Origin of the sequence: Glycomyces albidus (assembly GCF_009451885.1) — a bacterium.
Classification (GTDB): domain Bacteria; phylum Actinomycetota; class Actinomycetes; order Mycobacteriales; family Micromonosporaceae; genus Glycomyces; species Glycomyces albidus.
This window is the reverse complement of record NZ_WIAO01000010.1, coordinates 15,678-40,188: the sequence shown is the minus strand read 5'-3', so window position 1 is coordinate 40,188 and position 24,511 is coordinate 15,678. Positions and strand designations below refer to the sequence as shown.

At 71.8% G+C, this 24,511-nt stretch carries 22 protein-coding genes; 8 read left to right on the top strand and 14 right to left on the bottom strand.

The window, feature by feature from the left end:
- Positions 1 to 11: 11 nt before the first annotated feature.
- Genes GFD30_RS10345 through GFD30_RS10335 form a run of 3 tightly spaced genes read right to left on the bottom strand, consistent with a single transcriptional unit; the run spans position 12 to position 3,641 of the window.
- Entirely contained in the window at positions 12 to 1,115 is a 1,104-nt protein-coding gene (locus GFD30_RS10345; protein ID WP_153025117.1) for an ABC transporter permease, read from the bottom strand.
- The gene (locus tag GFD30_RS10340; RefSeq protein ID WP_153025116.1) at positions 1,108 to 2,118 is read right to left on the bottom strand and encodes an ABC transporter permease; all 1,011 of its coding nucleotides are present in this window, start codon (positions 2,116 to 2,118) and stop codon (positions 1,108 to 1,110) included. The genes GFD30_RS10345 and GFD30_RS10340 overlap by 8 nt, the downstream gene beginning before the upstream one ends.
- Positions 2,115 to 3,641, bottom strand: coding sequence for a sugar ABC transporter ATP-binding protein (locus tag GFD30_RS10335; protein WP_153025115.1), 1,527 nt, complete (start codon positions 3,639 to 3,641; stop codon positions 2,115 to 2,117). Before GFD30_RS10335 ends, GFD30_RS10340 begins: the two co-directional genes overlap by 4 nt.
- A 215-nt stretch (positions 3,642 to 3,856) precedes the next feature.
- On the opposite strand from GFD30_RS10335, the gene GFD30_RS10330 reads away from it, so the two are divergent.
- On the top strand, positions 3,857 to 5,080 hold the full coding sequence (locus GFD30_RS10330; protein ID WP_153025114.1) for a beta-1,3-glucanase family protein: 1,224 nt from the start codon (positions 3,857 to 3,859) through the stop codon (positions 5,078 to 5,080).
- A gap of 335 nt (positions 5,081 to 5,415) precedes the next feature.
- On the opposite strand, the gene GFD30_RS10325 is transcribed toward GFD30_RS10330, so the two are convergent.
- Genes GFD30_RS10325 through GFD30_RS10310 form a run of 4 tightly spaced genes read right to left on the bottom strand, consistent with a single transcriptional unit; the run spans position 5,416 to position 8,991 of the window.
- Entirely contained in the window at positions 5,416 to 6,069 is a 654-nt protein-coding gene (locus GFD30_RS10325) for a response regulator (protein WP_153025113.1), read from the bottom strand.
- Positions 6,059 to 7,330, bottom strand: coding sequence for a sensor histidine kinase (locus GFD30_RS27885; RefSeq protein WP_322633135.1), 1,272 nt, complete (start codon positions 7,328 to 7,330; stop codon positions 6,059 to 6,061). The genes GFD30_RS10325 and GFD30_RS27885 overlap by 11 nt, the downstream gene beginning before the upstream one ends.
- The gene (locus GFD30_RS10315; RefSeq protein ID WP_227996050.1) at positions 7,321 to 8,052 is read right to left on the bottom strand and encodes an ABC transporter permease; all 732 of its coding nucleotides are present in this window, start codon (positions 8,050 to 8,052) and stop codon (positions 7,321 to 7,323) included. The genes GFD30_RS27885 and GFD30_RS10315 overlap by 10 nt, the downstream gene beginning before the upstream one ends.
- A 30-nt stretch (positions 8,053 to 8,082) precedes the next feature.
- Positions 8,083 to 8,991 (bottom strand): ABC transporter ATP-binding protein, encoded by a 909-nt coding sequence (locus GFD30_RS10310; protein ID WP_153025111.1) that lies wholly within the window; start codon positions 8,989 to 8,991, stop codon positions 8,083 to 8,085.
- 455 nt (positions 8,992 to 9,446) lie between these two features.
- On the opposite strand from GFD30_RS10310, the gene GFD30_RS10305 reads away from it, so the two are divergent.
- The gene (locus GFD30_RS10305) at positions 9,447 to 10,262 is read left to right on the top strand and encodes an isocitrate lyase/PEP mutase family protein (RefSeq protein WP_153025110.1); all 816 of its coding nucleotides are present in this window, start codon (positions 9,447 to 9,449) and stop codon (positions 10,260 to 10,262) included.
- Positions 10,263 to 10,568: 306 nt separating this feature from the next.
- Here GFD30_RS10305 and GFD30_RS10300 read toward each other — a convergent pair whose 3' ends face one another.
- The 3 genes from GFD30_RS10300 to GFD30_RS10290 form a co-directional block, all read right to left on the bottom strand.
- The gene (locus tag GFD30_RS10300) at positions 10,569 to 11,018 is read right to left on the bottom strand and encodes a PaaI family thioesterase (protein WP_153025109.1); all 450 of its coding nucleotides are present in this window, start codon (positions 11,016 to 11,018) and stop codon (positions 10,569 to 10,571) included.
- Between the two features lie 265 nt (positions 11,019 to 11,283).
- The gene (locus GFD30_RS10295) at positions 11,284 to 12,588 is read right to left on the bottom strand and encodes an extracellular catalytic domain type 1 short-chain-length polyhydroxyalkanoate depolymerase (RefSeq protein ID WP_153025108.1); all 1,305 of its coding nucleotides are present in this window, start codon (positions 12,586 to 12,588) and stop codon (positions 11,284 to 11,286) included.
- A gap of 203 nt (positions 12,589 to 12,791) precedes the next feature.
- Positions 12,792 to 13,427: a LysE family translocator gene (locus GFD30_RS10290; RefSeq protein ID WP_153025107.1), complete on the bottom strand. Its 636-nt coding sequence runs from the start codon at positions 13,425 to 13,427 to the stop codon at positions 12,792 to 12,794.
- Positions 13,428 to 13,993: 566 nt separating this feature from the next.
- On the opposite strand from GFD30_RS10290, the gene GFD30_RS10285 reads away from it, so the two are divergent.
- Positions 13,994 to 15,652 (top strand): sugar ABC transporter permease, encoded by a 1,659-nt coding sequence (locus GFD30_RS10285; RefSeq protein WP_153025106.1) that lies wholly within the window; start codon positions 13,994 to 13,996, stop codon positions 15,650 to 15,652.
- Between the two features lie 58 nt (positions 15,653 to 15,710).
- Here GFD30_RS10285 and GFD30_RS10280 read toward each other — a convergent pair whose 3' ends face one another.
- Entirely contained in the window at positions 15,711 to 16,253 is a 543-nt protein-coding gene (locus tag GFD30_RS10280; RefSeq protein ID WP_153025105.1) for a histidine phosphatase family protein, read from the bottom strand.
- A 156-nt stretch (positions 16,254 to 16,409) separates the two neighbouring features.
- The gene (locus GFD30_RS10275; protein ID WP_322633134.1) at positions 16,410 to 17,231 is read right to left on the bottom strand and encodes an SAM-dependent methyltransferase; all 822 of its coding nucleotides are present in this window, start codon (positions 17,229 to 17,231) and stop codon (positions 16,410 to 16,412) included.
- Positions 17,232 to 17,500: 269 nt separating this feature from the next.
- Between GFD30_RS10275 and GFD30_RS10270 the strand changes: the two genes are divergently transcribed.
- On the top strand, positions 17,501 to 17,983 hold the full coding sequence (locus GFD30_RS10270) for a MarR family winged helix-turn-helix transcriptional regulator (RefSeq protein ID WP_227996047.1): 483 nt from the start codon (positions 17,501 to 17,503) through the stop codon (positions 17,981 to 17,983).
- 154 nt (positions 17,984 to 18,137) lie between these two features.
- Here GFD30_RS10270 and GFD30_RS10265 read toward each other — a convergent pair whose 3' ends face one another.
- A complete protein-coding gene (locus tag GFD30_RS10265; protein WP_153025103.1) occupies positions 18,138 to 19,235 on the bottom strand; it encodes an NAD(P)/FAD-dependent oxidoreductase in 1,098 nt (365 codons plus the stop codon).
- Positions 19,236 to 19,393: 158 nt separating this feature from the next.
- Between GFD30_RS10265 and GFD30_RS10260 the strand changes: the two genes are divergently transcribed.
- Complete coding sequence (locus tag GFD30_RS10260) at positions 19,394 to 20,572, top strand: MalY/PatB family protein (protein ID WP_153025102.1); 1,179 nt, start codon at positions 19,394 to 19,396, stop codon at positions 20,570 to 20,572.
- A gap of 111 nt (positions 20,573 to 20,683) precedes the next feature.
- On the top strand, positions 20,684 to 22,258 hold the full coding sequence (locus tag GFD30_RS10255; RefSeq protein WP_153025101.1) for a ricin-type beta-trefoil lectin domain protein: 1,575 nt from the start codon (positions 20,684 to 20,686) through the stop codon (positions 22,256 to 22,258).
- Positions 22,259 to 22,433: 175 nt separating this feature from the next.
- Here GFD30_RS10255 and GFD30_RS10250 read toward each other — a convergent pair whose 3' ends face one another.
- Complete coding sequence (locus GFD30_RS10250) at positions 22,434 to 22,889, bottom strand: winged helix-turn-helix transcriptional regulator (RefSeq protein ID WP_153025100.1); 456 nt, start codon at positions 22,887 to 22,889, stop codon at positions 22,434 to 22,436.
- Positions 22,890 to 23,013: 124 nt separating this feature from the next.
- On the opposite strand from GFD30_RS10250, the gene GFD30_RS10245 reads away from it, so the two are divergent.
- A complete protein-coding gene (locus tag GFD30_RS10245; protein ID WP_153025099.1) occupies positions 23,014 to 23,877 on the top strand; it encodes an oxidoreductase in 864 nt (287 codons plus the stop codon).
- Between the two features lie 46 nt (positions 23,878 to 23,923).
- Complete coding sequence (locus tag GFD30_RS10240; protein ID WP_153025098.1) at positions 23,924 to 24,502, top strand: TetR/AcrR family transcriptional regulator; 579 nt, start codon at positions 23,924 to 23,926, stop codon at positions 24,500 to 24,502.
- Positions 24,503 to 24,511 lie beyond the last annotated feature (9 nt).

The window sequence follows — 24,511 nt, the reverse complement described above, 5'->3', positions numbered from 1 at the left end:
CTTGCTGCCTTTCATGCGGTTCGGCCGGTTGCGGTGGTGCGGCGTCTGCGGAGTGCGGTCCGCAAGGCGCCCAGGGCATTCGGTGCGAGGACGGCGACGATGAGGAGGGAGCCGGTGACGACGGTCAGCGCCTCGGTGGAGACGTGGGCCAGGCGCAGCGCGTTCTGCACCGACACCAGCAGGACCACGGCGGCGAGGACACCCGGCAGGGCCCCCTTGCCGCCGAAGATCGAGACGCCGCCGAGGAGCACGACCGCGATCACCGTGAGCTCGAGTCCGGCCGCGTTGTCGGCTCGCGCCGACGAGTACCGCAGCGTCCACAGGACGCCGACGAGCCCGGCCATCGCGCCGGAGGCGACGTACAGCCAGAACTTCAAGCGCCCGACGGCGATCCCGGCGTAGGACGCGGCGATCGGGTTCGCCCCGGCGGCGTAGATCGAGCGACCGACCGGAGTCGCGTGCAGGAGTACGCCGCAGATCACTGCGAGGACGGCCATCGGGACGAGCACGTTCGGGATCGCGCTGTCGCCGATCCGCCCGAGCGTCCACCCGGTGAACAGCCGCGGCCAGTCCGCGACCGCCGTGTCGCCGAGGAGTACGTACGCCAGGCCCCGGTACAGCGCCAGCGTGCCGATCGTGACCGCGAGCGACGGCAGCCCGAAACCGGTGACGAACAGCCCGTTCACCGCCCCGAGCGCCGCGCCGAGCAGGACCGCGACCGGCATGATCGTCTCCAGCGCCATGCCGCCGTTCCACATCACGCCCATCGCCGCGCTGGTGAGGCCCACGGTGCTCGCCACGGACAGGTCGATCTCGCCGGTGGTGACGATGAGCGTCATCGTGAGCGCCAGCAGCAGGATCGGCGCCAGGTCGAGGATGATGTACCCGGCGTTGCGGGCGGTCCCGAAGTGCTCCACGGTCATCGAGGCGACCACGAGGAACCCGACCGTGACCGCGACGACGCCGAAGTCCCAGGTGGCCAGTGCCCGCGCGGCCTCGCGCAGCCGCAGTCCCGCGTCCCCGGCCGGTCCGGCAGGCAGTGCCCTCGCCGGAGGCTTCCCGGTCGATTCCCTCTCGCTCGGGCGCGCCTCGCCCAGACGGGCATCATCAGACATGGGACCCCTTCCGTCGCAGTGCCCGTGCGGCCCTGACGCTCACGAGCCGGTCGAGGGCGATCGCCGCCAGGATGAGCGCGCCGACGATCGCCTGCTGCCAGAACTGGTCGATGCGCAGCACCGGCAGCGCGTTGTCGATGACGGTGAGCAGCAGCGCCCCCAGGCCGGCGCCGAGCGTCGTCCCGGAGCCGCCGAAGATCGCGACGCCGCCGACCACGACCGCGGCCACCACGTCGAGCTCCATCCCGTACCCGGCCGAGGCGTCCACGGTCCCGAACCGGGCCGCGTACAGCACCCCGCCGAGCCCGGCGAGCGCACCGGAGAGGACGTACGCCGTCATCAGCCGCCGTCCCGCGGGCACGCCCGCGAGCCGCGCCGCCTCCGGGTTCGACCCGAGCGCGTACAGGTCCCGCCCGGCCCGGTACCGCCCCAGGAACACCCCGACCGCGGCCAGGACCAGCACCGACACCGCGAACAGGTACGGGACGCCGAGCACGTCGCCGCTCCCGAAGTCGAGGAACCCGGGCGGCAGGTCGGAGGCGTTGATCCGGGAGCCGCCCGCCGCGAAGTACACCACCCCGCGGAGCACGTACAGCGTCCCGAGTGTCGCCACCAGCGGCGGCACGCGTCCGAAGTGGATGATCGCGCCGTTGAGCGTCCCGCACGCCGCGCCGACCGCCAGGCCGAGCGGCAGCGCGAACACCGTCGGCATCCCGGTGGCGCTCAACGCGCTCCCGGTCACGTACGCGGAGAGCCCGAGGACCGAGCCCACGGACAGGTCGATCCCGCGCGTCAGCACCACGACCGTCATCCCGCACGCGAGCAGCAGGGTGACCGCCGCGGCGAACAGCAGGTCCCGCACCGACTGCCCGCTCAGGAACCGGGGGTTCAGCGCCGTCGTGACCCCCACGAGCGCGACGAGCGCGACGATCAGCCCGAGCGCCCGGAACCGCAGTACCAGGTCGAGCCAGGTCGACCCGGTCCGGGAATCCACTGTGGTCATGCCGCCGCCTCCTGCCCGGTCGCCAGGCGCATCACGGCCTCCTCGGTCGCCTCGGCGCGCCCGAGCTCGCCGGCGATCCGGCCCTCGCGCATCACCAGGACCCGGTCGGCCATGCCGAGCACCTCGAGCAGCTCGGAGGAGACCATGAGGACCGCGACCCCGTCCGCGGCGAGCGCCGACAGCAGCCGGTGCACCTCGGCCTTCGTGCCCACGTCGATGCCGCGCGTCGGCTCGTCGACGACGAGCACCTTCGGGTCGGTCGCCAGCCACTTCGCGAGCACGACCTTCTGCTGGTTCCCGCCCGAGAGCGTCCCGGCGGGGTCCTGGAGCCGCCCGTACTTGACGTTCAGCCGCGCGCTCCAGTCCCGCGCCGCCCGCCGCTCCGCACCTCCGACGAGGAACCCGAAGCGCGACAAGCGGTTCCGACGCGTGATCGTCGCATTCCGCATGATGGACAGATCGAGGAGCAGCCCCTGCCCGCGCCGGTCCTCCGGGACCAGCGCCACCCCGGCGCGCATGGCCGCCCGCGGATTCCCCGACGGGAGTCCGCGGCCGCCAACCCGCACCTGCCCGGCATCCCGGGCCTCGATCCCGAACACCGCCTGGACGACCTCGCTGCGGCCCGCGCCGACGAGCCCGGCGAGCGCCACGATCTCCCCGGCGCGCACCGTGAACGACACGTCCCGGCACAGGCCCTCGCGGGTCAGCCCCTCGACCTCCAGCACGACCGGGCCCGGCTCGACCACCTGCTTGGGGAACATGGCGCCGAGCTCGCGTCCCACCATGCGCCTGACCAGCTCCTCGACGGTGACATCGGCCAGCAGGTCGGTGGAGACGTGCGCGCCGTCGCGCATCACGGTGACGCGCTGGCACAGCGCCTCGACCTCGTCGAAGCGGTGGGAGATGAACAGGACCGCGGCGCCGTCCTCGCGGAGGGAGCGGACGACGCCGAAGAGCCGCTCGACCTCGACGCCGGAGAGCGCGGCGGTCGGCTCGTCCATGACGAGGACGCGGGCGCGCCGGGAGAGGGCCTTGGCGATCTCGACGAGCTGCTGGTCGGCGATGGACAGGCCCTTGGCGGGCCGGTCGGGATCGACGTGGACGCCCAGGCGCGCGAACAGCGCGGCCGCCTCCCGGTTCATCACGGCGCGGTCGATGAGGCCGAAGCGGCCCTTGGGCTGGCGGCCGATGAAGAGGTTCTCGGCGACGGTGAGGTCGCCGAAGAGGGCGGGCTCCTGGTAGATGACGGCGATCCCGGCGTCGATCGCGGCGGCGGTGTCGGCGAAGGCGACCGGGCGGCCGTCGAGTTCGACCGTGCCGGCGTCGGGTCGGTGCACGCCCGCCAGCACTTTGATCAATGTGGATTTGCCGGCGCCGTTCTCGCCCACGAGCGCATGCGCTTCGCCTGCATGGAGGTCCAGCTTCGCATCGCGCAGGGCGCGGACGGCGCCGAAGGACTTGGCCACGCCGGTCAGCGAGACGACGGGCGGCGGAGGATCGGGATCGCGGGCGAGAGCGGACAAGTGGCCCCCAGGGAATGAATCGTTTCAATACATCGATCTATTCGGTACTCTACAAACCCGAACACCCGCAGGTCAAGACCTCGTGCTCACCGGCCGTGCCGGAAGCGCTCCATGGGGTGCGGCAAGCGCTCTGCCGGGTTCGCCCCTTTGATCTCTTAACAAACCGTGTTAATGTCTGCAAATTCCTCGATATCCGAACATTCGGAGGTACCTCGATGGTCTCCCGCAGATCCATGATCACCCTGACCGCGGCCGCAGGGGCCGTCGCCGCAAGCTCGCCGTGGTGGCGCACCTTCGCCGCCCCGACCGCCGAAGCGGCCCCCGCCACCTGCGAACTCGCGCTCGCCAACGACACCGACACCAGCGCCGTCTACGCCTACGTCACCGGACGCGAATTCGGCACCGACCGCATGATGCTCCTTCGCGGCGGCGGCCAGGGCCCCTACTACATCGAACAGCCCGGCGCCACCAACACGCCGCTCCCCGTCGACTGCGCGATCCCGCTGAACGCCCCCGGCGCCGGCCCGGCCGTCGTGACCCTGCCGCGCATGTACGGCGCCCGCGTCTACTTCGTCCGCGAGTCCAAACTCGACTTCTACGTCAACCCGGGGCCGGCGCTCGTCGAGCCCGCGCTCCACAACCCCGCCGACTCCAACTACGGCAAGATCGTCTCGTTCTGCGAGTTCACGTTCAACGACGTGCAGCTCTTCGTGAACGTCAGCTACGTCGACCTCGTCACCGCGCTCCCCATCGGACTGCTCCTCCAAGGCGACGGCGACCACACGGTCGCGGCGCTCGACAACGGCGCCGTCGAGGCCATCGCCGCCGACCTCGAAGCCCAGGCCGCCGCCGACGGCCAGCCCTGGGACGACCTCGTCATGCGCGGCGACCGCGGCATCCTCCGCGTCGTGTCGCCGCAGAACATCATGGCCCCACACTTCGGACAGCCGAACATGCCGTTCGCGAACTACTGGTCCGGCTACGCCGACCAGGTCTGGGAGCACTACCGCCACAACGACCTCCGCATCGACCTCCAAGGCGGCCGCGGAATCCTCACCGGCCGGGTCCAAGGCGACACGCTCGTCTTCGACGACGGCTCGACCTTCGCGAAACCGGACTCCCGCGACGTCTTCACCTGCAACCACGGGCCGTTCGCCAACAACCCGTCCGACTCCGACGCCAAGAAGGCCGCGCTCGCGCGCCTCGCGGCCGCCTTCAACCGCAGCACCATCCACAGCCACGCCGACCAGCCCAACGGGGCCGGCGTCGCCGACTTCTACGCCAACGAGGTCACCAACCACTACGCGCGCGCCGTCCACGAGCACTCGCCGATCGGCTACGCGTTCCCGTACGACGACGTCACCCCCGACGGCGTCCCCGACCAGTCCGGCGTCGCCTTCGACGGCAACCCGACCCGCCTCACCCTGACCGTCACCTGACCGCCACTGAGAAGCACCGGCGCGGGAATATGTGACATTGCAGAGAGCGCTCTCTCGATTCGCTTCCGGGACGGCCGACTTCCTCCGCCGGGTCTTTCGCGGGCGCGGCACCCCGCGCCCGCGAAAGACCCCGACAGAGCCCAGGGTCTGCCCCGGCAGCGGCCCTCGCGAGAACCGGCGATGCTTCCGCAATCTCACCGCGACCGGCCGTCACGCCACCCGCGATACGGCTCGCCCGGACCGCGCCCCACCACCGGATCGGCGGCCCGGACGCCGTTCGCCCGCCACCGCCGGACCCGCGGCACTCCGCGACATCATGCTCCCGGACCGCCGCCTCAGCGCCCCTTCGCTTGCAGCAGGCCCCGTTCATAGGCGACGGCCACCGCGGCCGCCCGGTCGTTGACCTCGAGTTTCGCGTACACGTGCATGAGATGCGTCTTCACCGTCGCCTCGCTGATGAACAGCTCGGCCGCCGTCTCCCGATTGCTGCGGCCCTTGGCGATGAGCGCCAGCACCTCCAGCTCCCGGTCGCTCAGCGGCCCCTGCGTCGCCGCCGCGGGCCGGCGCACCTGGGCCATCAGCACCGACGCCACCGACGGCGCCAGGACCGTCCCGCCCTCGTGCGCGGCGCGGATCGCCCGGCGCAGCTCATCCGGCGACGCGTCCTTCAGCAGATACCCGCTCGCACCCGCCTCGATCGCCGGCAGCACATCCGAATCCGTGTCGTACGTGGTCAGCACCAGCACCTTCGCCGCCGCTCCCCGCGCGGCCAGCTCCCGGATCGCGGTCACCCCGTCGGTCCCCGGCATCCGCAGGTCCATCAGCACCACGTCCGGGACGAGCGCCAGGGCCCGGTCCACCGCCTCCCGGCCGTCGGACGCCTCGCCCACGACCTCGATGTCACCGCCGCCCGCGAACATGCCGCGCAGCCCGTCCCGGACCACCGGGTGGTCGTCCGCGATCAGCACCCGGATCGGCTCAAGCGGCATCGGCCACCGCCTGCGGCACCGCCGGGACGATCGCCGAGACCACCGTGCCCCGGCCCGGCTCCGACTCGATCGACAGGCTCCCCGCGATCCGGCCCACGCGCTGGCGCATGGCCGACAGCCCGTAACCGCCCTTGCTGCCCGGCTTCGCCCGGGCGGGCTCGAACCCGACCCCGTCGTCCCGCACGTCCAACGCCAACTGATCCTCCATATAGGAAAGAGTGATGCCGACCCGGCCCGCCTGGGCGTGCTTCGCGGCGTTCGTGAGCGCCTCCTGCGTCACCCGCAGCAGCGTCACCTCGACCTCCGGGTGCATCGGCCGGGCCTCACCGGTCGTCACCAGCTCCACCGGAACCTCATGGGTCGCCGACCACTTCGCCGACACTTCGGCGAGCGCCTCCGGGAGCTGCGCGGTGTCGAGCGTCGGCGGCCCGATCGCCTGCACGGTGCGCCGCGCCTCGGCCAGGCTCTCGCGCGCCAGCTCCACCGCGCTGTCGAGGTGGCGGCGGCGCTGCGCCTCGTCGTCCGTCGCGTCCACGGCCCGGAGCTGCGCGATGATCCCCGCGAGGCCCTGGGCGACGGTGTCGTGGATCTCGCGGGCCATGCGCTGGCGCTCGTCGAGAACGCCGGCCTCGCGGGCCTGCGTCATGAGCTGCATGTGCAGGCCGGCGTTCTCCTCCATGGCCGCCTCCCGGGCCTCGAAGGCGTCCTCGCGCTGGGTGCGGAGCTGCTCCATCTTGTCGTTCAGCAGGAAACCGGAGCTGATCGCGGCGGTCTGGACCAGGACGATCACGACGTAGACCGCGATGCCCTGCGGCGTCGCGCCCTCCGTGACCGTCGAGTTCACGACCATCGAGGTGACGCCGATCCCGGCGATGATCGCCCACAGGGGGCGCATCAGGCCCGAGTGGAAGAACCCGGTGATGACGAAGATGAAGAACAGCATGTCGAAGCGCATGAGCGCGGCCCCGAACGCGGTGAGCCCGATGAAGTAGACCGCCATCCGCTTCGGGGTGGCGTCCGGTTTCGGCACCCGCGTGTAGCCGAGGTACACCCAGAGCACCGCCGCGCCGACCAGGGTCATGGTGACGGCCCGGTCGGCGGCGGAGAGGTCGGAGATCATCCAGCTCAGGACGGTGCTGATCGCGAGCGTCACGTACGGGATCCACTCCAGGAACCGCACGTACAGCTCTTCGATCCGGGACTGGCGCGCGCGGATCTCGGCGGGGGTCTGCGGCGCCGGTGCCATGATCGTTACTCCCACTTGAAGATTCGAGCCGAGGTCGCGCCCGCGGCCACGGCGACCACCGCCATGACCAGGAGCGGCAGGGCGGCAGGCGTCTCGCCGTTCCAGCTGTCGAGCAGCGTCTGCACGCCCGGCGGCACGTAGTCGCCGATGCGCGCGACCGCGTCCGGCAGCATGAACCGGGGGAGGTACACGCCGCCGAAGAACATGGCCGACATGAACAGCACCGTCGCGATCCCGGAGGCGGCGCGGGCGGTGGGTGCGACGGCCGCGACCAGCATACCGAGGGCGAAGACCGCGGTGATGCCGAGGACGAACGCCAGTGCGAACCAGAGCGGGCTCTCCGGCAGCGGGATCCCGTAGACGATCCGGCCCGAGGCCACGACGAGCAGCGATGCGACCAGTGCCGCGACGAGGTTGACGATGAGCTGCGCCGCGAGGAGCTTCGCGGGGTGGACCGGCGTGGCCCGCATCCGCCGGAGGATGCCGCGTTCGCGGTAGCCGGCCATGACCGTCGGCAGGTTCGTCAGGCCGATGGTGCCGACGGACATGACGATCAGCGACGGCGCGAAGTAGTCGATGAAGCGGATGCCGTCCATGTCCGCGGACGGTTCGCGCAGGATCGGGACCGCACCGAGCCCGAGGAGGATGATCATGGGAAGGGTGAGGCCGACGACGACGGAGGTCGTGTCGCGGGCGAACAGCCGCGCCTCGGTCTGGACGAGCTTGGCGAGAGACATCAGGGGGACTTCCTGTTCTGTTGCGGGGGCTTAGTTCTCGATGGACTTGCCGGTGAGGGCGACGAACGCGTCGTCCAGGCTCACCTGCTCGACGCGCAGGTCGGCGGCGACGATGTGGTTGCGCGCCAGGACCGATGCGACGGCCTGGAGCAGGTTCCCGCCGCCGGAGACGACGACCTGGGCGCCGTTGCGCTCCACGGCCGACACCTCGGGCAGGTCGAGCAGGAGCGCGTCGGCGAACTCCGCGGAGGGCCGGAAGCGGACGCGCTGCTCCGCGCTGACGCGGGCGGTGAGCCCCGACGGGGTGTCGACGGCGACGATCTTGCCGGAGTCGATGACGGCGAGGCGGTCGCAGAGCCGCTCGGCCTCGTCCATGAAGTGCGTGACCAGGATGATCGTGACGCCGGAGTCGCGGACCTGTTCGATGAGGTCCCACGTGTCGCGCCGCGCCTGCGGGTCGAGCCCGGTGGTGAGCTCGTCGAGGACGGCCACACGCGGGTTGCCGACGAGGGCGAGCGCGATCGAGAGGCGCTGCTGCTGGCCGCCGGAGAGCTTCCCGAAGGGCGTCTTTCGCTTGCCGCCCAGGCCGAGCGATTCGATGAGCCGCTCGGGGTCGGCGGGGTTCCGGTAGAAGGACCGGTAGAGGTCGAGGGCCTCGCCGACGCGGAGCCGGTCGGGCAGACGGCTCTCCTGGAGCTGGATGCCGAGGACCTGCTTGAGCTCCTTGGCGTCGCGCTCGGGGTCGAGGCCCATGACCGAGACGGAGCCCGAGTCGCGGGTCCGCAGCCCTTCGATGCACTCGACGGTGGTGGTCTTGCCGGCGCCGTTCGGGCCGAGGATCCCGAAGATCTCTCCTTCGTCCACTGTGAACGAGATGCCGTCGGCGGCCCGTTGACTCCCGTAGTGCTTGACCAGGTCTTTGACCTCGATGATCGCCATGACGGCCTCCTTGCTTCGTGTGAGACCAAGATTCGCAAGAAACGCGCCGCGCCGCATCGACCGCGAAGTTGAGCGCGCGGTTGATCGCGCCGATCAACCGATCGGTGGATGCGCTCAGCCGCGGTCGGGGCTTCGGTCCGGTTCGCCGGATAACTCAGGGTTGCAAGGAATATATACCGACGTCGCTGCTTATGGTGGGGTGCGGGTGGGTGGGGCCGCGCGCCGCGCGCTGCCACACCGACGGCGCAGGGCCACCGACTGCGCGAAACGAGGCCGGTGCCGGAGAACGGAAGGTGTCGCGGGGGAACGGGCACGGTGGTGCGAAGCCGCTCAACCCGCGGACCGTGAACGCGCGGATCGCGCCGGAAGCGGTCGCCGGTTTCCGAGCCGTCTCTCAGGACGGTGATGTCGATTTCCGGCCAGACGGAAAGCGACACGGCTGCTTTGATTGCTGCATGACGAACGAACTGGCGCAGCGCTTCCGCACCCTCCACACCACCCCGCCCCTGCTCCTCCCGAACTGCTGGGACGCCGCGAGCGCCGCGGTCATCGCCGACGCCGGCGCCCGCGCGATCGCCACCACGAGCGCCGGCGTCGCCTGGAGCCTCGGTCGGCCCGATGGCGACGCCCTCGAGCGGGATGCCGCCATCGCGGCGATCGAACGGGTGGTGCGCGCGGTGGACGTGCCGGTCACGGCCGACATCGAGTCCGGTTTCGGGGCGACGGCGAAGGACGTGGGGGAGACGCTGGCGGCAGTGGCCGCGGCCGGCGCGGTCGGGGTCAACATCGAGGACACGGTCGCCGAACCCCCAGGCTCGCTGCGACCGGTGGAAGAGCAGGTCGAACGACTGGCCGCCGCCCGCGAGGGCGCCGGCCCGGACCTGTTCATCAACGCCCGCATCGACATCTACCTCGCCGGCATCGGCGAGGAGTCGACCCGCCTCGAAGCGACGATCGAACGCGCGACGGCCTACGCCGAAGCGGGCGCCGACGGCATCTTCGTACCCGGCACCACCGACCCGGATACGGTTGCAGCCCTGGTGAAAGCGATCCGCCTGCCGCTGAACGTCATGGCCGGCCCGGGATCGCCGGCCCCCTCAGCGCTCGGCCGGCTCGGCGTTTCGCGGATCAGCCTCGGCCCGCAGCTCGCCTCCGCGGCCTACGCGGCGGCCCGCCGCGCCACGATCGCCCTGCTCGACTCGGACTCGTACGACGCCGTCGTAGGCGGCCTCGACTACGGCACCATGCAGGGCCTTCTCAGCAACGCATGACACATGACATGTGACATTCCAATACCGCGGGGAGGCTGCGACGCGCCCGCAGCCTCCCCGCGCCTTTGAGAAGATTCGCGATGTGGCGCCTAGGTCGAATGTCGGACCGACCATGCACTATCGAACCGGGGGCGCCTCGCAGTGTCCGAAATGCGGAGACTCGCCGCGGCTCGCCCAACTCGGCCAACGCGGCGCGGTCGGGGGCCGCAGGCGGAAGGCACAGTCCGACCGGTCGGGTATGGCCGTGGCTCAGGCGGACTCATGCGGCGGTGCCGCTCTGGGGCCGACCGCAATCGGTGGTTGCGACTACTCCGGCTTCGGGGCGTCGCGGATCATGCAGGTGAGCCGGCCGGTGCAGATGCGGCGGTCGTCCTCGTCGCTGACGATGATCTCGTAGGTCGCGGTCGAGCGGCCGCGGTGGATCGGGGTCGCGACGCCGGTGACCGTGCCGGAGCGGACCGCGCGGTGGTGGGTCACGTTGAGGTCCACGCCGACCGCGATGCGGTCGGGCCCGGCGTGGAGCATCGAGCCGATCGACCCGAGCGTCTCGGCGAGCACCGCCGAGGCGCCGCCGTGGAGGAGCCCGTACGGCTGCCGGTTCCCCTCGACGGCCATCGTCGCGACGACCCGCTCGGGCGCCGCCTCGAGCACCGCGATGCCCATGCGCGCGCCCAGCTCCCCGGCGGAGAACAGCTCCTGGAGGTCCATCCCCGCACCGGCGAACCGGTCGAGGACCTCGGGCGGAAACTCGGTCATGTCCGGCGGCTCCAATCGTCGTCCCGCGGCCGAGCGCCAGTGCCCGACCCGCGTCCGTGCCGCGCCCCGGCCCGGGGCCGCGGCGCCAGGACAGTCTAGGACGGGCCCCCGATTTCGCGGAGCCGTCACCTCCCACCGCTCGATGCCGACTCGCCCCGCCGGTCATCAAGGGCGCCTCGCTGGTACGACAAGTTCGTCCTGGTTGGACGCGTTCGGGTGCCGGGCGGCGCCGCCGCCCGGCACCCGAACGCGTCGGGGGTGCGGATCAAGCAGGTGTGCAGGTGACCGTCGGCGTGGCCGGTGTGCCGGTGCCGATGAAGCCCCAAGCCGAGGTCTTGGTCTGGCCGGCGGCGACGGAGCCGTTCCAGTCGACGTCGGTCGCGGTCACGGTGGATCCGCTCGAGGTGACCGTGGCGTTCCAGTGGCTCGTGATCGCCTGTCCCGCTGGCCAGGTCCAGGTCAGGCGCCAGCCGGAGATCGCCGAGGCGCCCGCGGTGACGTCGACGTTGGCCTGCCAGCCGGAGTTCCAGGAGCTGACGACCTTGACGACCGCCGAGCACCCGCCCGGGCCTCCCGTGGGCGTCGTGGCCGGGTCGGTCGGCGAGACCGACGTCGTGGGGTCCACGTCGGTGTCGTAGCCGAAGAACTCCAGCGCCCGCGCGGCCATGCCCCACGCGTACAGGTTGTGCCCGGTCCCCTGGAGGCTGATCGCCTCGACCGCGGCCTGCGCGCCGGTGCCGCCGTAGCGGGTCCGGTTCCAGTTCGTCTGCGGCGTGTCGGAGCGGTCCGGGGTCTGGTCGGTGCCGTGGACGTTCGTCCACTGGTCGACCTGCTCCTGGAAGTTCTGGTAGAACAGCACGTCGTCGTTGGTGCCGTGCCAGATCTGCATCCGCGGCCACTCGCCGGTGTAGCCCGCGTTGACGGCCCTGACCGCGTCGCCCCACTGCTGCGGGGTCCGGTTGAGCTGCCCCTGGGAGCACTGCGAGTTCCACTCCGAGCCGTCCGCGGTCGCGAAGCACGTGAACGGCACGCCCGAGAACGACGCCCCGGCCTCGAACACGTCCGGGTAGTTCGCGAGCATCACGTTGGTCATCATCGCGCCCGAGGAGACGCCGGTCGAGTACACCTGCTCGCGGTTCACGTCGTAGTTCGCGAACACCCAGTCGATCATGGACTTGATGCCCACCGAGTCCGAGCCGGTCCCGTTGAGGGACGCCTGGGACGCGACGTCCCAGCACTTGCTCGACCGCGTCACCGACGGGTACAGCACGATGAACCCGTGCTGGTCGGCGAGCTGCGCCCATTCGGTGCCGGAGTGGAACGCGGGCCCCGACCCGGTGCACCAGTGGATCCCGACCACCAGGGCCGGTTCGGGGTCGACGTTGTCCGGGACGTACAGGTACATCTGGAGATTGCTCGGGTTGTTCCCGAAGTTCGTGATCTCGGTGAGGCTCGCCGCGCTGGCGGGCCTGGGCATCATGACCGCGATGATCGCGGCCGCCGCGACGAAGGCGGCGGCCGCGGCCGCGATCAGCCCTCTTCGCATGCGGTGGACGGTGAGTGCTGGCATGGAGACCTCTCTGGACGCTGCCGGGGCGTCGTTGCGGCCCGTGCACGGGCCGCGTGAGCCGGAGAAAGTACGAGGGATCGCGGTGAGGACTCACACTATATATCCACGTTCGTCAATATGCAAGCGCTCCCAACGGCATTGGACGCACCCGCTCGGACGGAGCCGCCCGCGCGCCGCCTGGAACGGCGGCCGCAAGCGCGACGTCAGGCCCGTTCGCCCGCGGCGGCCGCGATGCCGAGGCCGATCATCGCGGTGCCGCCCGCCCGGCCGATGACCAGTTTCGCTCGGGGCCGGCGCAGCACGTCGCGCGCCGCCGACGCCACGATGCTCCAGCCCGTGTCGCACAACGCCGCGAGCAGCGCGAACACGGCGCCGAGCACGAGCATCTGCGCCGTCGCGGAGCCTTCGCCGGCGTTGATGAACTGCGGCAGGATCGCCAGGTAGAACAGGATCGTCTTCGGATTGAGCAGGCCGACCATGAACCCCTCGGCCATGGTCACCAGCGCCCGCTTCGGCGTCGCCTCGTCCTCGCCGGCCGCCGCCATCAGGCCCTTGCGATCGCGGAACGCCTTGACGCCCAAGTAGACCAGGTACGCCGCTCCCGCGTACTTGACGACCGCGAACGCGATCGCCGACTCCTGGATCAGCGCCCCGAGCCCGACCGCGGCGAGCGCGGCGGCGCAGAAACCGCCGATCGCGTTGCCCCACGCGGTGAGCATGGCCCGCGTGCGGCCGTAGGCGAGCGCCCGGCCGACCACGAACATGACGGACGGGCCGGGGATGAGGATGACGACGAGCGAGGTGGCGACGAACGCCAGGAACTGCGCGGTGCTAAGCATCCCCCGATCCAAGCACCGCCGCCCCGGACGGGCAACCGCGTTACCGGCACGCCCGTGGAGCCGCGCCGGCGGCGTAGTGGCGATCGGCGGCGCGAATCGCGCACCATCCCCGCGCAGACCGCGTCCACGCCCCCGGCGGTGGGAACACTCAGGCGCCGACCGCCCCGCGCGCGAGCCTGCCGTCCGAGTCGGGGATCCGCGTCCCGAGGTAGGAGACGGTAGGCCGAGAGGTCACGTCAGGGGGAGCCGGGCGGCCGGCGCGCCCCACAGGCAGCCCTGCCAGGTTTCAGCGCCTCGGACGATGCGAGTCGCGCTCACGCCCGAGCCGCGCCTCGGCCCGCCTCCCGTGCCTCGAACGACGCGAACCCCGCCCCGCGGATTCGCCGTCCGCACTCAACCCGCGTCGCCCGCGCCTCCAGACGAACTCGTCCCGTTCGTCTCGGCACAATCGCGACTGGTCGCACTCCGTGCACATCCGCCTCCGCCGCAACATGACCGCGCGCCTCGCCCGGATGTCCACGTGGTACAGAGTTCTCTTACATCCCTCATCCATCGCAGGAGCCCGCATGGTCCTTCAGCCTGGGGCGGGGACGCCGCCCCCGGACGACCCCACCCTCGCCATCCGACAAGCCCGACCGGTCTGGCCCCTCCCGCCGCCCCCGGCCAACCAGTTCACCGGCCCGCAGATCCAGCCCCGCACCGACGCCGCAAGGGTCGCCGGCGGCATCGGGCTGCTGGTCGTGCCCATCGTCGCGTTCGTGCTCGCCTATCTCGTCCCCACGTTCCGCACGATCGCGCTCAGCCGCGCCGAAGGCTCCCGGATCTTCGACGAGGAGCAGTCGATCGGCCCCGCCAACTACGAGGAGGTCTTCAGCGAGGGTCTTTTCTTCGACGGCATCGCCCACCTCGCGGGCCCGATCGCGGTCATCGTCTTCGCCGGGGCCGTCCTGGCACCGTTCCTGGCCTGGCTCGTCCACCGATCCGGCGCGGGCGTCCGGGGCGTCTCCCGCGTGCTCTGGGCGCTCGCGGCCGTGTCGTTCACGCCCGCAGCGCTTTCGACCGCGTGGCTGATCGAGCGCGTCGTCTCCGAGAGCAGCCGCGAGGCGAGCGTCTACGACTGGACCGGCCTCATCGCCGGCGTGGTCCTCGGCCTCGGCGTCCTCGCCGGGCTCGCCGCCCAGCGGGCCGGGGACGGCCGGCGCACCGGCCCGGTCCTGGTCGTCGCGGGCCTGTCCGCGATCGTGCTCGTCGCGACCGGGCTCCAGACGTTCGCGTTCGGCTCGCTCAGCGGCCTCCCGGCCGGTGCCCCGACCCCGGTGGCCCAAATCCTCGACGGTATCCACTTCGGACTCAGTGAGGGGGTCGCGATCGCGAAAGGCGTGCTGCTGCTGTGCATCCTCGCCGTGCTCGGCCTCGGTGCCGCGGTCCTGTTCGCCGCCGCCCGACTGCGGATCGACGTGGAACCCGGCCCGGACGGGCCGGCCCGCCCCGCGGCCGCCGTCGCCGCCGTGGTCCTGCTCATCGCCGCACTCGCCGTCATCGGCTCCTTCCTGTCCCCGTGGCTGTCCCGACTCGGCGAAGGCGGGGAGGGGGAGACCGACTGGTGGTTCCTCATCCGGCACGCGTGGGGCCGGCCGCTCGCGGCCTCCGCGATCGGCGTCGGCACCGCGCTCATCGGCGGGTTCGCCCTCGGCGCGCTGCGCCCGTTCGGCGCGGCCTCGCGCTGGGCGCTGCTGGCGTTCGCACCGTGGCTGCTTGTCGGCTCGGCGCCGCTCGCGGCCGCGCACCTCGACGCGATCTCCCCGGAGCCGGGCGAATTCCTGGTGATCGGCTGGTACATGCCGCGGGTGTGGATCGCGATCCCGGCGCTGTTCCTGTTCACCGCCCTGTTCTGGGGCCTGGAGGACCGCCGCCGCGCCGCGCTCGCGCAGGGCGCCCCGCCGCGCGCGGCCCGCGCCGCGTTCATCAAGGCCGCGTGGCCGTTCGCGGTGCTGCTGCTCCTCGCGGCCTTGCTCGTCAACGCCAACGACCTCGTCTGGCAGCAGGCGACCTGGCAGGACCTCGCCGGGAGCGCGATGGCGTTCGCCTTGGAGGAACCGGACTTCGAGCACTCGGGCGTCGCGCTCGGCTACCCCGTGCCGGTCCTCGCCGGGTACGCGCTCGCGGCCGCGGCCCTCGCGATCTGGTACCTGCCGCGGCTGGTGGTGCGCACCGGCCGGTCCTGAAGACGCGGAACGGGGGCCGACTCGCCTCGGCCCCCGTTCGCGCTCCGCCTCAGTTCCTTCAGTTCCTGACGAACTCGATGTCGTGGAAGCGGCCGGCCGCCGAGTCGTAGTGGAGCCGTGCGCCCTCCATGTACCCGAACAGCGGCCCCCACTCGTCGTGGTCGGCCTCCGGGAACAGCGCCACGAGGCCGCATTCGATGTGGCCGCCATGGCCGATGACCAGCGCCGCGTCCCCCGGACCGAGGGGCGCGAGAAGTTCGGACCACTGCCGGGCGAGCGCGTGGGCGTAGTCGCTGACGGCACTGCCGCGGCGGGCGACCAGGCGCGCGAGCCGGGTGAACGGGGCGCCGACGTCGTACGAGGCCGCCTGCGACTCCTGCAGGAACGCGTTGACATTGTGGAGGGTCGGGAGTTCGACGGTGACCGCGAACCCCATGGCGATGGCCGTCTCCCTCGCCCGCGGGGCGACGCTGGTAGCCACGGTCTGGAAGGGGCCCATGAGGGTGCCGGACCAGCGTGCCAGTTCGACCCCCTCCTGCGAGAGGTGGACGGCCTCGTCGCCGTTGCGCTTGCTGTGCCGTCGGATCTCGAGCATGGGCATGGGCGGGTCTCTTCTCTTCTCGAACACGCTGCACAGCGGGTGGAGCGTGTGGTGCGCCGGCGGTCCGAAACGAGCCTACGCGGCCCGGACGAACCCGGGCGAAGGTGGCTGCGTGACCTAGATTAAGAGTCGGTTCGGGTTGGGGCGCAGGTGCCCTCAGGGTTTCACGGCGATCGCGGCCATCTGTGTCAGCTCGTACGGTTCGAGGTCGGCGACCTCGGGCACGGCCCGTTCGGGATCCTCCGGGTACCAGCGGGAGACGAAGTCCAGTCCCGGCGGGACCAGGGGCATTCCGAGGAAGTGCCGCTCGATGCGCTCGACGGGCCGGCACCAGCCGCTCCCGAGGGTCTCCAGGCACGCCCGCGACAGCGCGTGCTGGGCCGGGTCGCCGGTGTCGGGCCAGGTGGTGATGAACAGGTGGGAGCCGGGCGCGAGCGGCGCCATCAGGGCCGCGATGCAGTCGTCGGGCCGCTCGGACTCGGCGATCTGCATCATCACGCCGGCGAGCATGAGCCCGATCGGCCGGTCGAAGTCGAGCGCGGCCCGCACGTCCGGGTTCGAGAGGATCCCCTCGGGGTCGCGGGCGTCGGCGGTGACGACGGTGGTGGTCCGGTCGTCGGCGAGCAGGGCCCGGCCGTGGGAGAGCACCATCGGGTCGTTGTCGACGTAGACGACGCGCGCGTCCGGGTCGATCTCCTGCGCCGCCTCGTGCGTGTTCTGCTGGGTCGGGAGGCCGCAGCCGATGTCGAGGAACTGGTCGACCCCCGCGCGGACCATGTACCGGACGCCCCGCAGCGAGGCCGCGCGGTTGAGGAGGACGGCCTCGCGCGCCTGGGGGAGGTGCCACATGAGGACCTCGGCGGCCTCCCGGTCGGCCTTGAAGTTGTCCTTGCCGCCGAGGATGGCGTCGTAGACCCGGGCGGTCGAGGGCACGTCGGGGTCGATCCCGCGCGGGGGTTCGGGAGCGGCTTCGTTCACGGCTCTCCAATCAACGCTGAATTGGCTGGTCACGGGAGGGACAGACGCGTCGCGGCGGGCTGGGCGCGGCGCAGCCGGGGAAGGTCGGGGCACGGACCTCGGACGGTCCCGCCGCCGGTGCGGGACGTCACCCAAGCCTAAGCCATCGCCTCCGGAACCACGAGGGACGCTCCTCAAGGGGACGTCGGGAATCGGGGTCCGGCGCGGGCCCGCGCCGCCGGTGTCCGACGACACCGCCACCGGCCCTGGCCTCGCAGTATGCTTGGGCGATGGAGGAATACGCGGGCGAACCGATGGGCATGGGCACCGCGCTGGTGCGCACGGCGTTCCTCGTCGACGCCGTCTACGCCGACTCCGTCCGCCACTTCGACCTCACGGTTCAGCAGGCCCAGCTCATCTGCATCCTCATGGCCCGGCCTTACGGCATGTTCGAGCTCGCGAAGACCCTCGGCCTCGCCAAGTCGAGCATCACCGGCCTCGTCGACCGGTGCGAGAAGCGCGACCTGGTGCGCCGCGAACCCGACCCGGGCGACGGCCGGGCCTCCCGGGTCGCGCTTACCGCCAAGGGCGCCCAGCTCGCCGACGAGTTCCACGACGAGACCACCCGCCGCATCGCCGAGCTGCCGCTGGCCCTGTCCGAGAGCGAGCGCGCCACCCTCGTGGCCCTCCTGTCGAAGGTCGTCACCGACAACCGGGTCCCGGTCGTCTTCACCGACGGCCAATGCCCGTCCTCCCAGGACTGCGCGTCCTGACACGGCGAAGCCCCCGCCGCGGGAGTGCGACGGGGGCCCCGGCCGCGCCGGCCTGATGACGATCAGACGGCCGCGCGGCCGAGCCTCTCGGTCCGGTGCGCTCGGGCCCGGCGCCGAACCGACGGCGGCCGGGCCGGTCCCGGTCCCGGTCCTCCTAGGCGACGCCGAAGATCTCGGCGAACTTCCCGTACATGAGGTCGCGGCCCTTCCAGTCGGCGACCGCGGCGGCGTCGAGCATCGCCGGGCCCTCGTCCGAGGGGATCTGGCCGACCCCGTGCTCGGGGCCGAGCGGGAGCAGCACCACCGGGATCGCCAGCGGCCGGTACTCCTGCGCCGGCTCCTCGCCGTTGACCTGCGCGATGATGTTGGCGGCCACCACTTCCGCGTGCTGCATGGCGTACCCGGCGCGCTTGTCCTCGGCCACGTCGGTGACGTCGCCGACCGCGTACACGTGCGTGTGCCCGTCCACATTGAGCTTGGGGGTGACGGGAAGCTGCCCGCGGCGGTTCAGCGGCGCGAGGCCGTCGCCGAGGTACCCGGAGTTGACGCTGACCCCGTACGCGCGGTACCAGATGTCGGCCTCGACCTTCTCGCCCGCGATGCCGACGCGGACGTCTCCGGCCCGGCCCGGCTCCACGTCGGGCTCGGCGTCGAACGCGGCGCCCAGGCGCACCTCGATCCCGAGCGCCTCGAGCTGCCGGTGCAGTTCGGCCCGCAGCTCTCCGGCGTACCCGGGCAGCAGCTCCGGCGCGGGGTCGACGACGGTGATCCGCTTGTCGGCCCACACGTCCCGGATCTCGCCGGCCAGCTCGAGGCCCACCGGTCCGGCCCCGGCGATGAGCACCCGCTCGGCGCCGGCCAGTTCGGCGTGGGACTCCTTGAAGTGGGCCACGGCCTCCGCGGTCGAGTCGGTGCGGGTCTTGGCCGGGTACGGATAGCCCGAGCCGGTCGCGAGCACGATGTAGTCGGCTTCGACGCGCTCGCCTGAGGCGAGGGTGACGCCGCGGGCGTCGACGTTCGCGGCGTATTCGCGCAGGTGACTGCCGCGCTTGAGGAGCCCGTCGTAGGGGAAGAAGATGCGTTCGGCCCATTCGTCGGGGCGGGTGAGGGCGCGGAGCGAGCCGGCCGCGTTGACGAACGCGTCCTTGGGTTCGATGAGCACGACGTCGGCGTGCTCGTCCAGGGCCTTGGCGACGGCGGCGCCGCCGTAGCCTCCGCCGACGACCGCCACGGTACGACCTTGCTGAGTCATGGTTCCTCTTCCGATCAAGTAGTTCGTACTACGAACCATAATAGTTCGTAGTACGAACTACAAGAGGAGGGCCGGGCGGAGGTCCGTGACCCCGGCCACCCCTGAAGAACCCACGCGGACAAGGTGACACGGCGGCAGAACTCCGATACCGTCTGTGCATGAGCGCCAACACCATCGCCTCGAACGACCTTCCCGGCAACCCGCTCCGGGAGCTCACCCTCGACCAGCTCCGCCAGCGCACGAGCCAGAAATGGCGCCGATACGACCCCGACGTGCTGCCCCTGTTCGTCGCCGAGATGGACGTCCACCTCGCCGAACCGATCGCCAAGGCCGTCACCGACGCCCTCGCCGCCGGCGACACCGGCTACCCCCACGGGACCGGCTACGCCGACGCCGTGGCCTCCTTCGCGGCCGAGCGCTGGAACTGGACCGACCTCGACCGCGACCGCATCCGGACCGTGCCCGACATCATGATCGGCGTGGTCGAGATGATCAAGGCCCTGACCGGGCCCGGCGACGCCGTGGTCGTCAACAGCCCCGTCTACCCGCCGTTCCACCGGTTCCCCGTGTTCAACGGCCGCAAGGTGGTCGAGGCCCCGCTCGGCGCCGACCAGCGCATCGACTTCGCCGCGCTGGCCGCGGCCTTCGAGCTGGCCCTCGGGCGCGGCGGGTGCGCGGTGTACCTGCTGTGCAGCCCGCACAACCCGACCGGGACCGTCCACACCGGAACCGAGCTGGAGCGGGTGGCGCGCCTGGCCGCCGACTACGGGGTGCGGGTCGTCGCCGACGAGGCCCACGCGCCGCTGGTCGCCCCCGGCGTCGAGTTCGTCCCCTACCTCACCGTGCGCGGGGGCGCGAACGGCCTGGCCGTGACCTCGGCGGCCAAGGCATGGAACCTTCCGGGCCTGCGCGGCGCCGTCGCGATCGCCGGGGCCGGGGCGGCCGCCGACCTCGCGCGCATGCCCGAGGAGATGGCCTCCAGCATCAGCCACATCGGCGCGATCGCCCACGCCGCGGCGTTCCGCGAAGGCGGCCGGTGGCTCGACGCGCTCCTGGCCGGCCTCGCCGACAACCGCCGCCTGCTCGCCGCGCTCGTGGCCGAGCGGCTCCCGCAGGTGCGCTACCGGCCCGAGCCCGGTTCGTACCTCGCGTGGCTCGACTGCCGCGCAACGGGTCTCGGGGACGACCCGGCCGCGGTGTTCCTCGAGCGCGGCCGCGTCGCCGTCAACTCCGGGCTTCCGTTCGGGACCGGCGGCAAGGGCCACGTGCGCCTCAACTACGCCACGTCGCCGGAGATCCTCACGGAGGCGGTCGATCGGATGGCGGCGTCGCTGTGAAGACCTCCCAAAACTGACAACGCAGACCAGCTTCACATTACTGTTCGGTAACGGTACTCTCCTGTCTACGGGCCATTGACGGCCATCCATGTTTCCGAACAGGAGACTCCCATGTCCAACCCCCGGAGACGATGGGCCGCAGCGATTGCCGCTGCGGCTCTCACCACCCTCACCCTGTCCACGGCGGTTCCGGCCCAGGCCCAGGAACGCCCCGACATCGTCCCGCTCCCGGCCGACCTCGAGGCGATCCGCGCCGCCGAGGCCGTCGAACTCTACGGCGACCCGGCCGTGCGCCCGCTCGAGGACCGCCAGACCTCCCTGGTCGCCATGGGCGACAGCGAGATCTCCGGCGAAGGCGTCGGCAACTACGACCCGGACACGCACCGGGACGGCAACTGGTGCGACCGCTCCTACGACCAGGCGCTGTTCCGCGCCGGCATCGAGAGCGACGTCCAGTACAACGTCTCGTGCTCCGGAGGCGCCTCGCCGCACCTCGTCGAGGGCTCGGGCCAGCACCAGTGGGACGAGCTCAACCAGGGCGACAACCTCGCGATCAAGGCCCGCAACACCCACGTCAAACTGGTGTGGATCGTGGTGGGCGCCAACGACGTAGGCGGCATCGAGTTCGGGCCGACCGCCACGGAGTGCGTCGCCGCCCGCATCCTCTTCACCGGCCCCTGCTGGCCCGACCACACCGAGGACTGGGAGGCCCGCGTCGAGGTCACCGAGGACGGGGTGGAGACCGCGATCGACGCGGTCCGCCAGACCATGACCGACGCGGGCTACCTCGCCTCGGACTACGACATGGTCGTCATGTCCTACCCCAGCCCCGGCGGCCCCGACGTCGAGGACAACCCCGACTTCCCGGGCTGGTACGCGGGCGGCTGCCTGCTCTACCTCGCCGACGCCGCGTTCGCGCGCAACAAGGCCGTGCCGCTGTTCGAGGACGGCATCCGCGACGCCGCGCTCGGCAAGGGCGTGCGGTACCTCAACGCCCAGCGCCTGTTCGACGGCCACGGCGTGTGCGAGGAGCAGCCGTGGGCGCGCGGCGTGTACGTCGAGGTCGGCGTCCTGCCGTCGGAGCACGCGTTCCGGCAGTCGCTGCACCCCAACTACCTCGGGCACGGCGCGTTCGCCGAGTGCATCACCGACTTCTACGAGCATCCCGACTGGGAGACGGCGACCTGTGTGGACCCGGCGAGCACGGACGACGCGGTGCTCTACGAAGGACTGTTCGAGTTCCAGGACCTCCGGAACACCGCGACCGGGCTCTGCGTCGACGCCGAGGGCTACGACTCGCGCAACGGCACCGCCCTGGTCTCCTGGACCTGCCACGGCGGCCGCAACCAGGGCTTCTGGTACGACGAGGAGCGGCGCTCGCTCCACGTCGAGCTCACCCACGACCGCTGCCTCGACGTCGAGGGCGGACGCATGCGGGCCGGCACCCCGCTCGTCCTCTGGGACTGCCACGGCGGCCTCAACCAGGAGTTCGTCACCGGCGCCGCCGGCATCCACCCGGCCGGGCACTCGAACCTCTGCATCGGCTTCAACGCCACCGCGACCGGGTCGCCCCTGGTCCTGACCTCCTGCGGCACGAACGCGAGCGCCATCGCCCTCGCCGACCGGAACTACGCCGACCCGGTCGGCTACGGCTACGACGACTGGATCGGCTCGAGTGTCTACTAAGGACTGACGTCTGCTGGGGACTGGCGCCCCCGCCGCGCGCTGCGCGGCGGGGGCGCCAGTGCGCGGGCGGTCCTTCGGTGACGGCTCCAACCCATTGCGGCGCAACCGGCGCGGCGGCGCCGGCGACCGAGCGGCACGGCGACGCGACCGATGCGGCGAGGTCTCACGCGCAGCGCTAGCGCGCGGTGTCGACCGGCGCGGCGGCGTCGTACTCCTCGCGGTTGGCGAGCACGTCGTCGACGTGCGCCTCGGCCCACGCCTTGAGGACGCGCACCGTCCGGTGCAGCGACAGGCCCAGGCCGGTGAGCTCGTAGGTGACCGTGACGGGCACGGTCGGCGTCACGGTCCGGGAGACCAGGCCGTCGCGCTCCAGGGACCGCAGCGTCTGGGTGAGCATCTTCTGGCTGACGCCGGCCACCTGCCGGGACAGCTCGGAGTAGCGCATGGGCCGCGGCTCGCCGGCGCCGTCCGCGCCCGGGCCGGCGTGGCCGCCGGCCAGCGCGCACAGGACCAGCGTGACCCACTTGTCCGTGATCCGGTCGAGCAGCTTCCGGCTCGGGCACGCCGCCAGGAACGCGTCGTACTCGGCCTTCGCCAGCGCCCGCCGCTGCGCCGCAGTCCTCGTCGTCATCGGCCACTCCTCTCCAACGGAAACTTACGCACTTTCAGGTGCCTACTTCCCGAAAGGAAGCTACTCCGCCACCATGGAGCAGGCAACCCGGGCAAGGGCCCGGCTCCTCTTGAAAGGCAACGACATGAGCACTGCACTCCCCGGCGGCACCTGGAATCTCGGCGACCGGCCCGTCACCAGGTTCGGCTACGGCGCCATGCAGCTCGCCGGCCCCGGCGTCATGGGCCCGCCGCGCGACCCCGACGGCGCGCTCGCCGTCCTCCGCGAGGCCGTCGACCTCGGCATCACGCACATCGACACCAGCGACGCCTACGGGCCTCGCGTCACCAACGAACTCATCCGCAAGGCCCTGCGGCCGTATCCGGACGCGCTGCGCATCGCCACCAAGGTCGGCGCCACCCGCGACCGGGACGGCGGCTGGCCGCCCGCGCGGCGCCCCGACGACATCCGCCGGGCCGTCCACGAGAACCTCGAGTCGCTCGGCCTCGACGAGCTCGACCTGGTCTACCTGCGGCTCGGCGATGCCCAAGGGCCGCAGCCGGGTTCACTCGCGGAGCCGTTCGAGACGCTCGTCGAGCTCCGGCAGCAGGGCCTGATCCGGCACCTCGGCGTCAGCAACGCGACCGCGGACCAGGTCGCCGAGGCGCGGGCGATCGCGCCGATCGCATCCGTGCAGAACCTCTACAACCTCGCGCACCGCCACGACGACGGCCTCATCGACGCGCTCGCCGAAGCCGGCATCGCGTACGTGCCGTTCTTCCCGCTCGGCGGCTTCAGCCCGCTCCAGTCCTCGGCGCTCGCCGGCGTCGCCGACCGCCTGGAGACGACGCCCGTGTCGGTGGCCCTCGCCTGGCTCCTCCAGCGGTCGCCGAACCTCCTGCTGATCCCCGGGACGTCGTCGGTGGCGCACCTGCGCGAGAACGCCGCCGGGGCCGGACTCGCGCTCGCGGAGAAGGACCTCGAGGAACTGGACCGGATCGGCCGCTGAACCGGGCCGCTTGCGGACTGTACATACTAGTTGTTACAGTGAAGGCATGAGTTCGCGAGACCAGTTGACGGGCGCCATGGCGGAGTTGCTATGGGAACGCGGGTACGCCGCGACGAGTCCGCGCGACGTGATGGCGCGCGCCGGGGTCGGCCAGGGCAGCATGTACCACCACTTCGGCGGCAAGCACGAGCTCGCCGTCGAGGCGCTGTCGTCCGTCGTCGGGAAGGTGACGGGCGAGTCCTCGGTGCTCGAAGGCGAGGGCTCGCCGCTGGAGCGGATCAAGCGGTACCTGACGGCGCCGCGCCCGGGGACGCGCGGGTGCCGGGTGGGCCGGATGACCCAGGACCCGCAGGTGGTGGCCGACGCGGAGCTCATCTCGATCGTCGCGAGCGCCTTCGACACCGTGCTGGACCGCTGGGAGCGGGCGATCACCGCCGCCATTGAAGCGGGGGAGCTGCCCGACACCGTCGTCCCGGCCGATCTCGCGCGAACGCTGGCCGCGATCATCCAGGGCGGCTACGTCCTCGCCCGCGCCAAGGGCGAGCAGGAGCCGATGGACGCGGCGATCCGAGGAGCGGTCGCCATGCTCGATGCCGCGCACGCGTCCGTCCGCGACCACGACTGACAATCCGAG

Excerpts from the sequence above, each read along its gene's own strand:
- GFD30_RS10345 (WP_153025117.1), bottom strand. The coding sequence starts at position 1,115 with ATGTCTGATGATGCCCGTCTGGGCGAGGCGCGCCCGAGCGAGAGGGAA.
- GFD30_RS10340 (WP_153025116.1), bottom strand. The coding sequence starts at position 2,118 with ATGACCACAGTGGATTCCCGGACCGGGTCGACCTGGCTCGACCTGGTA.
- GFD30_RS10330 (WP_153025114.1), top strand. The coding sequence starts at position 3,857 with ATGGTCTCCCGCAGATCCATGATCACCCTGACCGCGGCCGCAGGGGCC.
- GFD30_RS10325 (WP_153025113.1), bottom strand. The coding sequence starts at position 6,069 with ATGCCGCTTGAGCCGATCCGGGTGCTGATCGCGGACGACCACCCGGTG.
- GFD30_RS10315 (WP_227996050.1), bottom strand. The coding sequence starts at position 8,052 with ATGTCTCTCGCCAAGCTCGTCCAGACCGAGGCGCGGCTGTTCGCCCGC.
- GFD30_RS10310 (WP_153025111.1), bottom strand. The coding sequence starts at position 8,991 with ATGGCGATCATCGAGGTCAAAGACCTGGTCAAGCACTACGGGAGTCAA.
- GFD30_RS10305 (WP_153025110.1), top strand. The coding sequence starts at position 9,447 with ATGACGAACGAACTGGCGCAGCGCTTCCGCACCCTCCACACCACCCCG.
- GFD30_RS10300 (WP_153025109.1), bottom strand. The coding sequence starts at position 11,018 with ATGACCGAGTTTCCGCCCGAGGTCCTCGACCGGTTCGCCGGTGCGGGG.
- GFD30_RS10295 (WP_153025108.1), bottom strand. The coding sequence starts at position 12,588 with ATGCCAGCACTCACCGTCCACCGCATGCGAAGAGGGCTGATCGCGGCC.
- GFD30_RS10290 (WP_153025107.1), bottom strand. The coding sequence starts at position 13,427 with ATGCTTAGCACCGCGCAGTTCCTGGCGTTCGTCGCCACCTCGCTCGTC.
- GFD30_RS10285 (WP_153025106.1), top strand. The coding sequence starts at position 13,994 with ATGGTCCTTCAGCCTGGGGCGGGGACGCCGCCCCCGGACGACCCCACC.
- GFD30_RS10280 (WP_153025105.1), bottom strand. The coding sequence starts at position 16,253 with ATGCCCATGCTCGAGATCCGACGGCACAGCAAGCGCAACGGCGACGAG.
- GFD30_RS10270 (WP_227996047.1), top strand. The coding sequence starts at position 17,501 with ATGGAGGAATACGCGGGCGAACCGATGGGCATGGGCACCGCGCTGGTG.
- GFD30_RS10265 (WP_153025103.1), bottom strand. The coding sequence starts at position 19,235 with ATGACTCAGCAAGGTCGTACCGTGGCGGTCGTCGGCGGAGGCTACGGC.
- GFD30_RS10260 (WP_153025102.1), top strand. The coding sequence starts at position 19,394 with ATGAGCGCCAACACCATCGCCTCGAACGACCTTCCCGGCAACCCGCTC.
- GFD30_RS10255 (WP_153025101.1), top strand. The coding sequence starts at position 20,684 with ATGTCCAACCCCCGGAGACGATGGGCCGCAGCGATTGCCGCTGCGGCT.
- GFD30_RS10250 (WP_153025100.1), bottom strand. The coding sequence starts at position 22,889 with ATGACGACGAGGACTGCGGCGCAGCGGCGGGCGCTGGCGAAGGCCGAG.
- GFD30_RS10245 (WP_153025099.1), top strand. The coding sequence starts at position 23,014 with ATGAGCACTGCACTCCCCGGCGGCACCTGGAATCTCGGCGACCGGCCC.
- GFD30_RS10240 (WP_153025098.1), top strand. The coding sequence starts at position 23,924 with ATGAGTTCGCGAGACCAGTTGACGGGCGCCATGGCGGAGTTGCTATGG.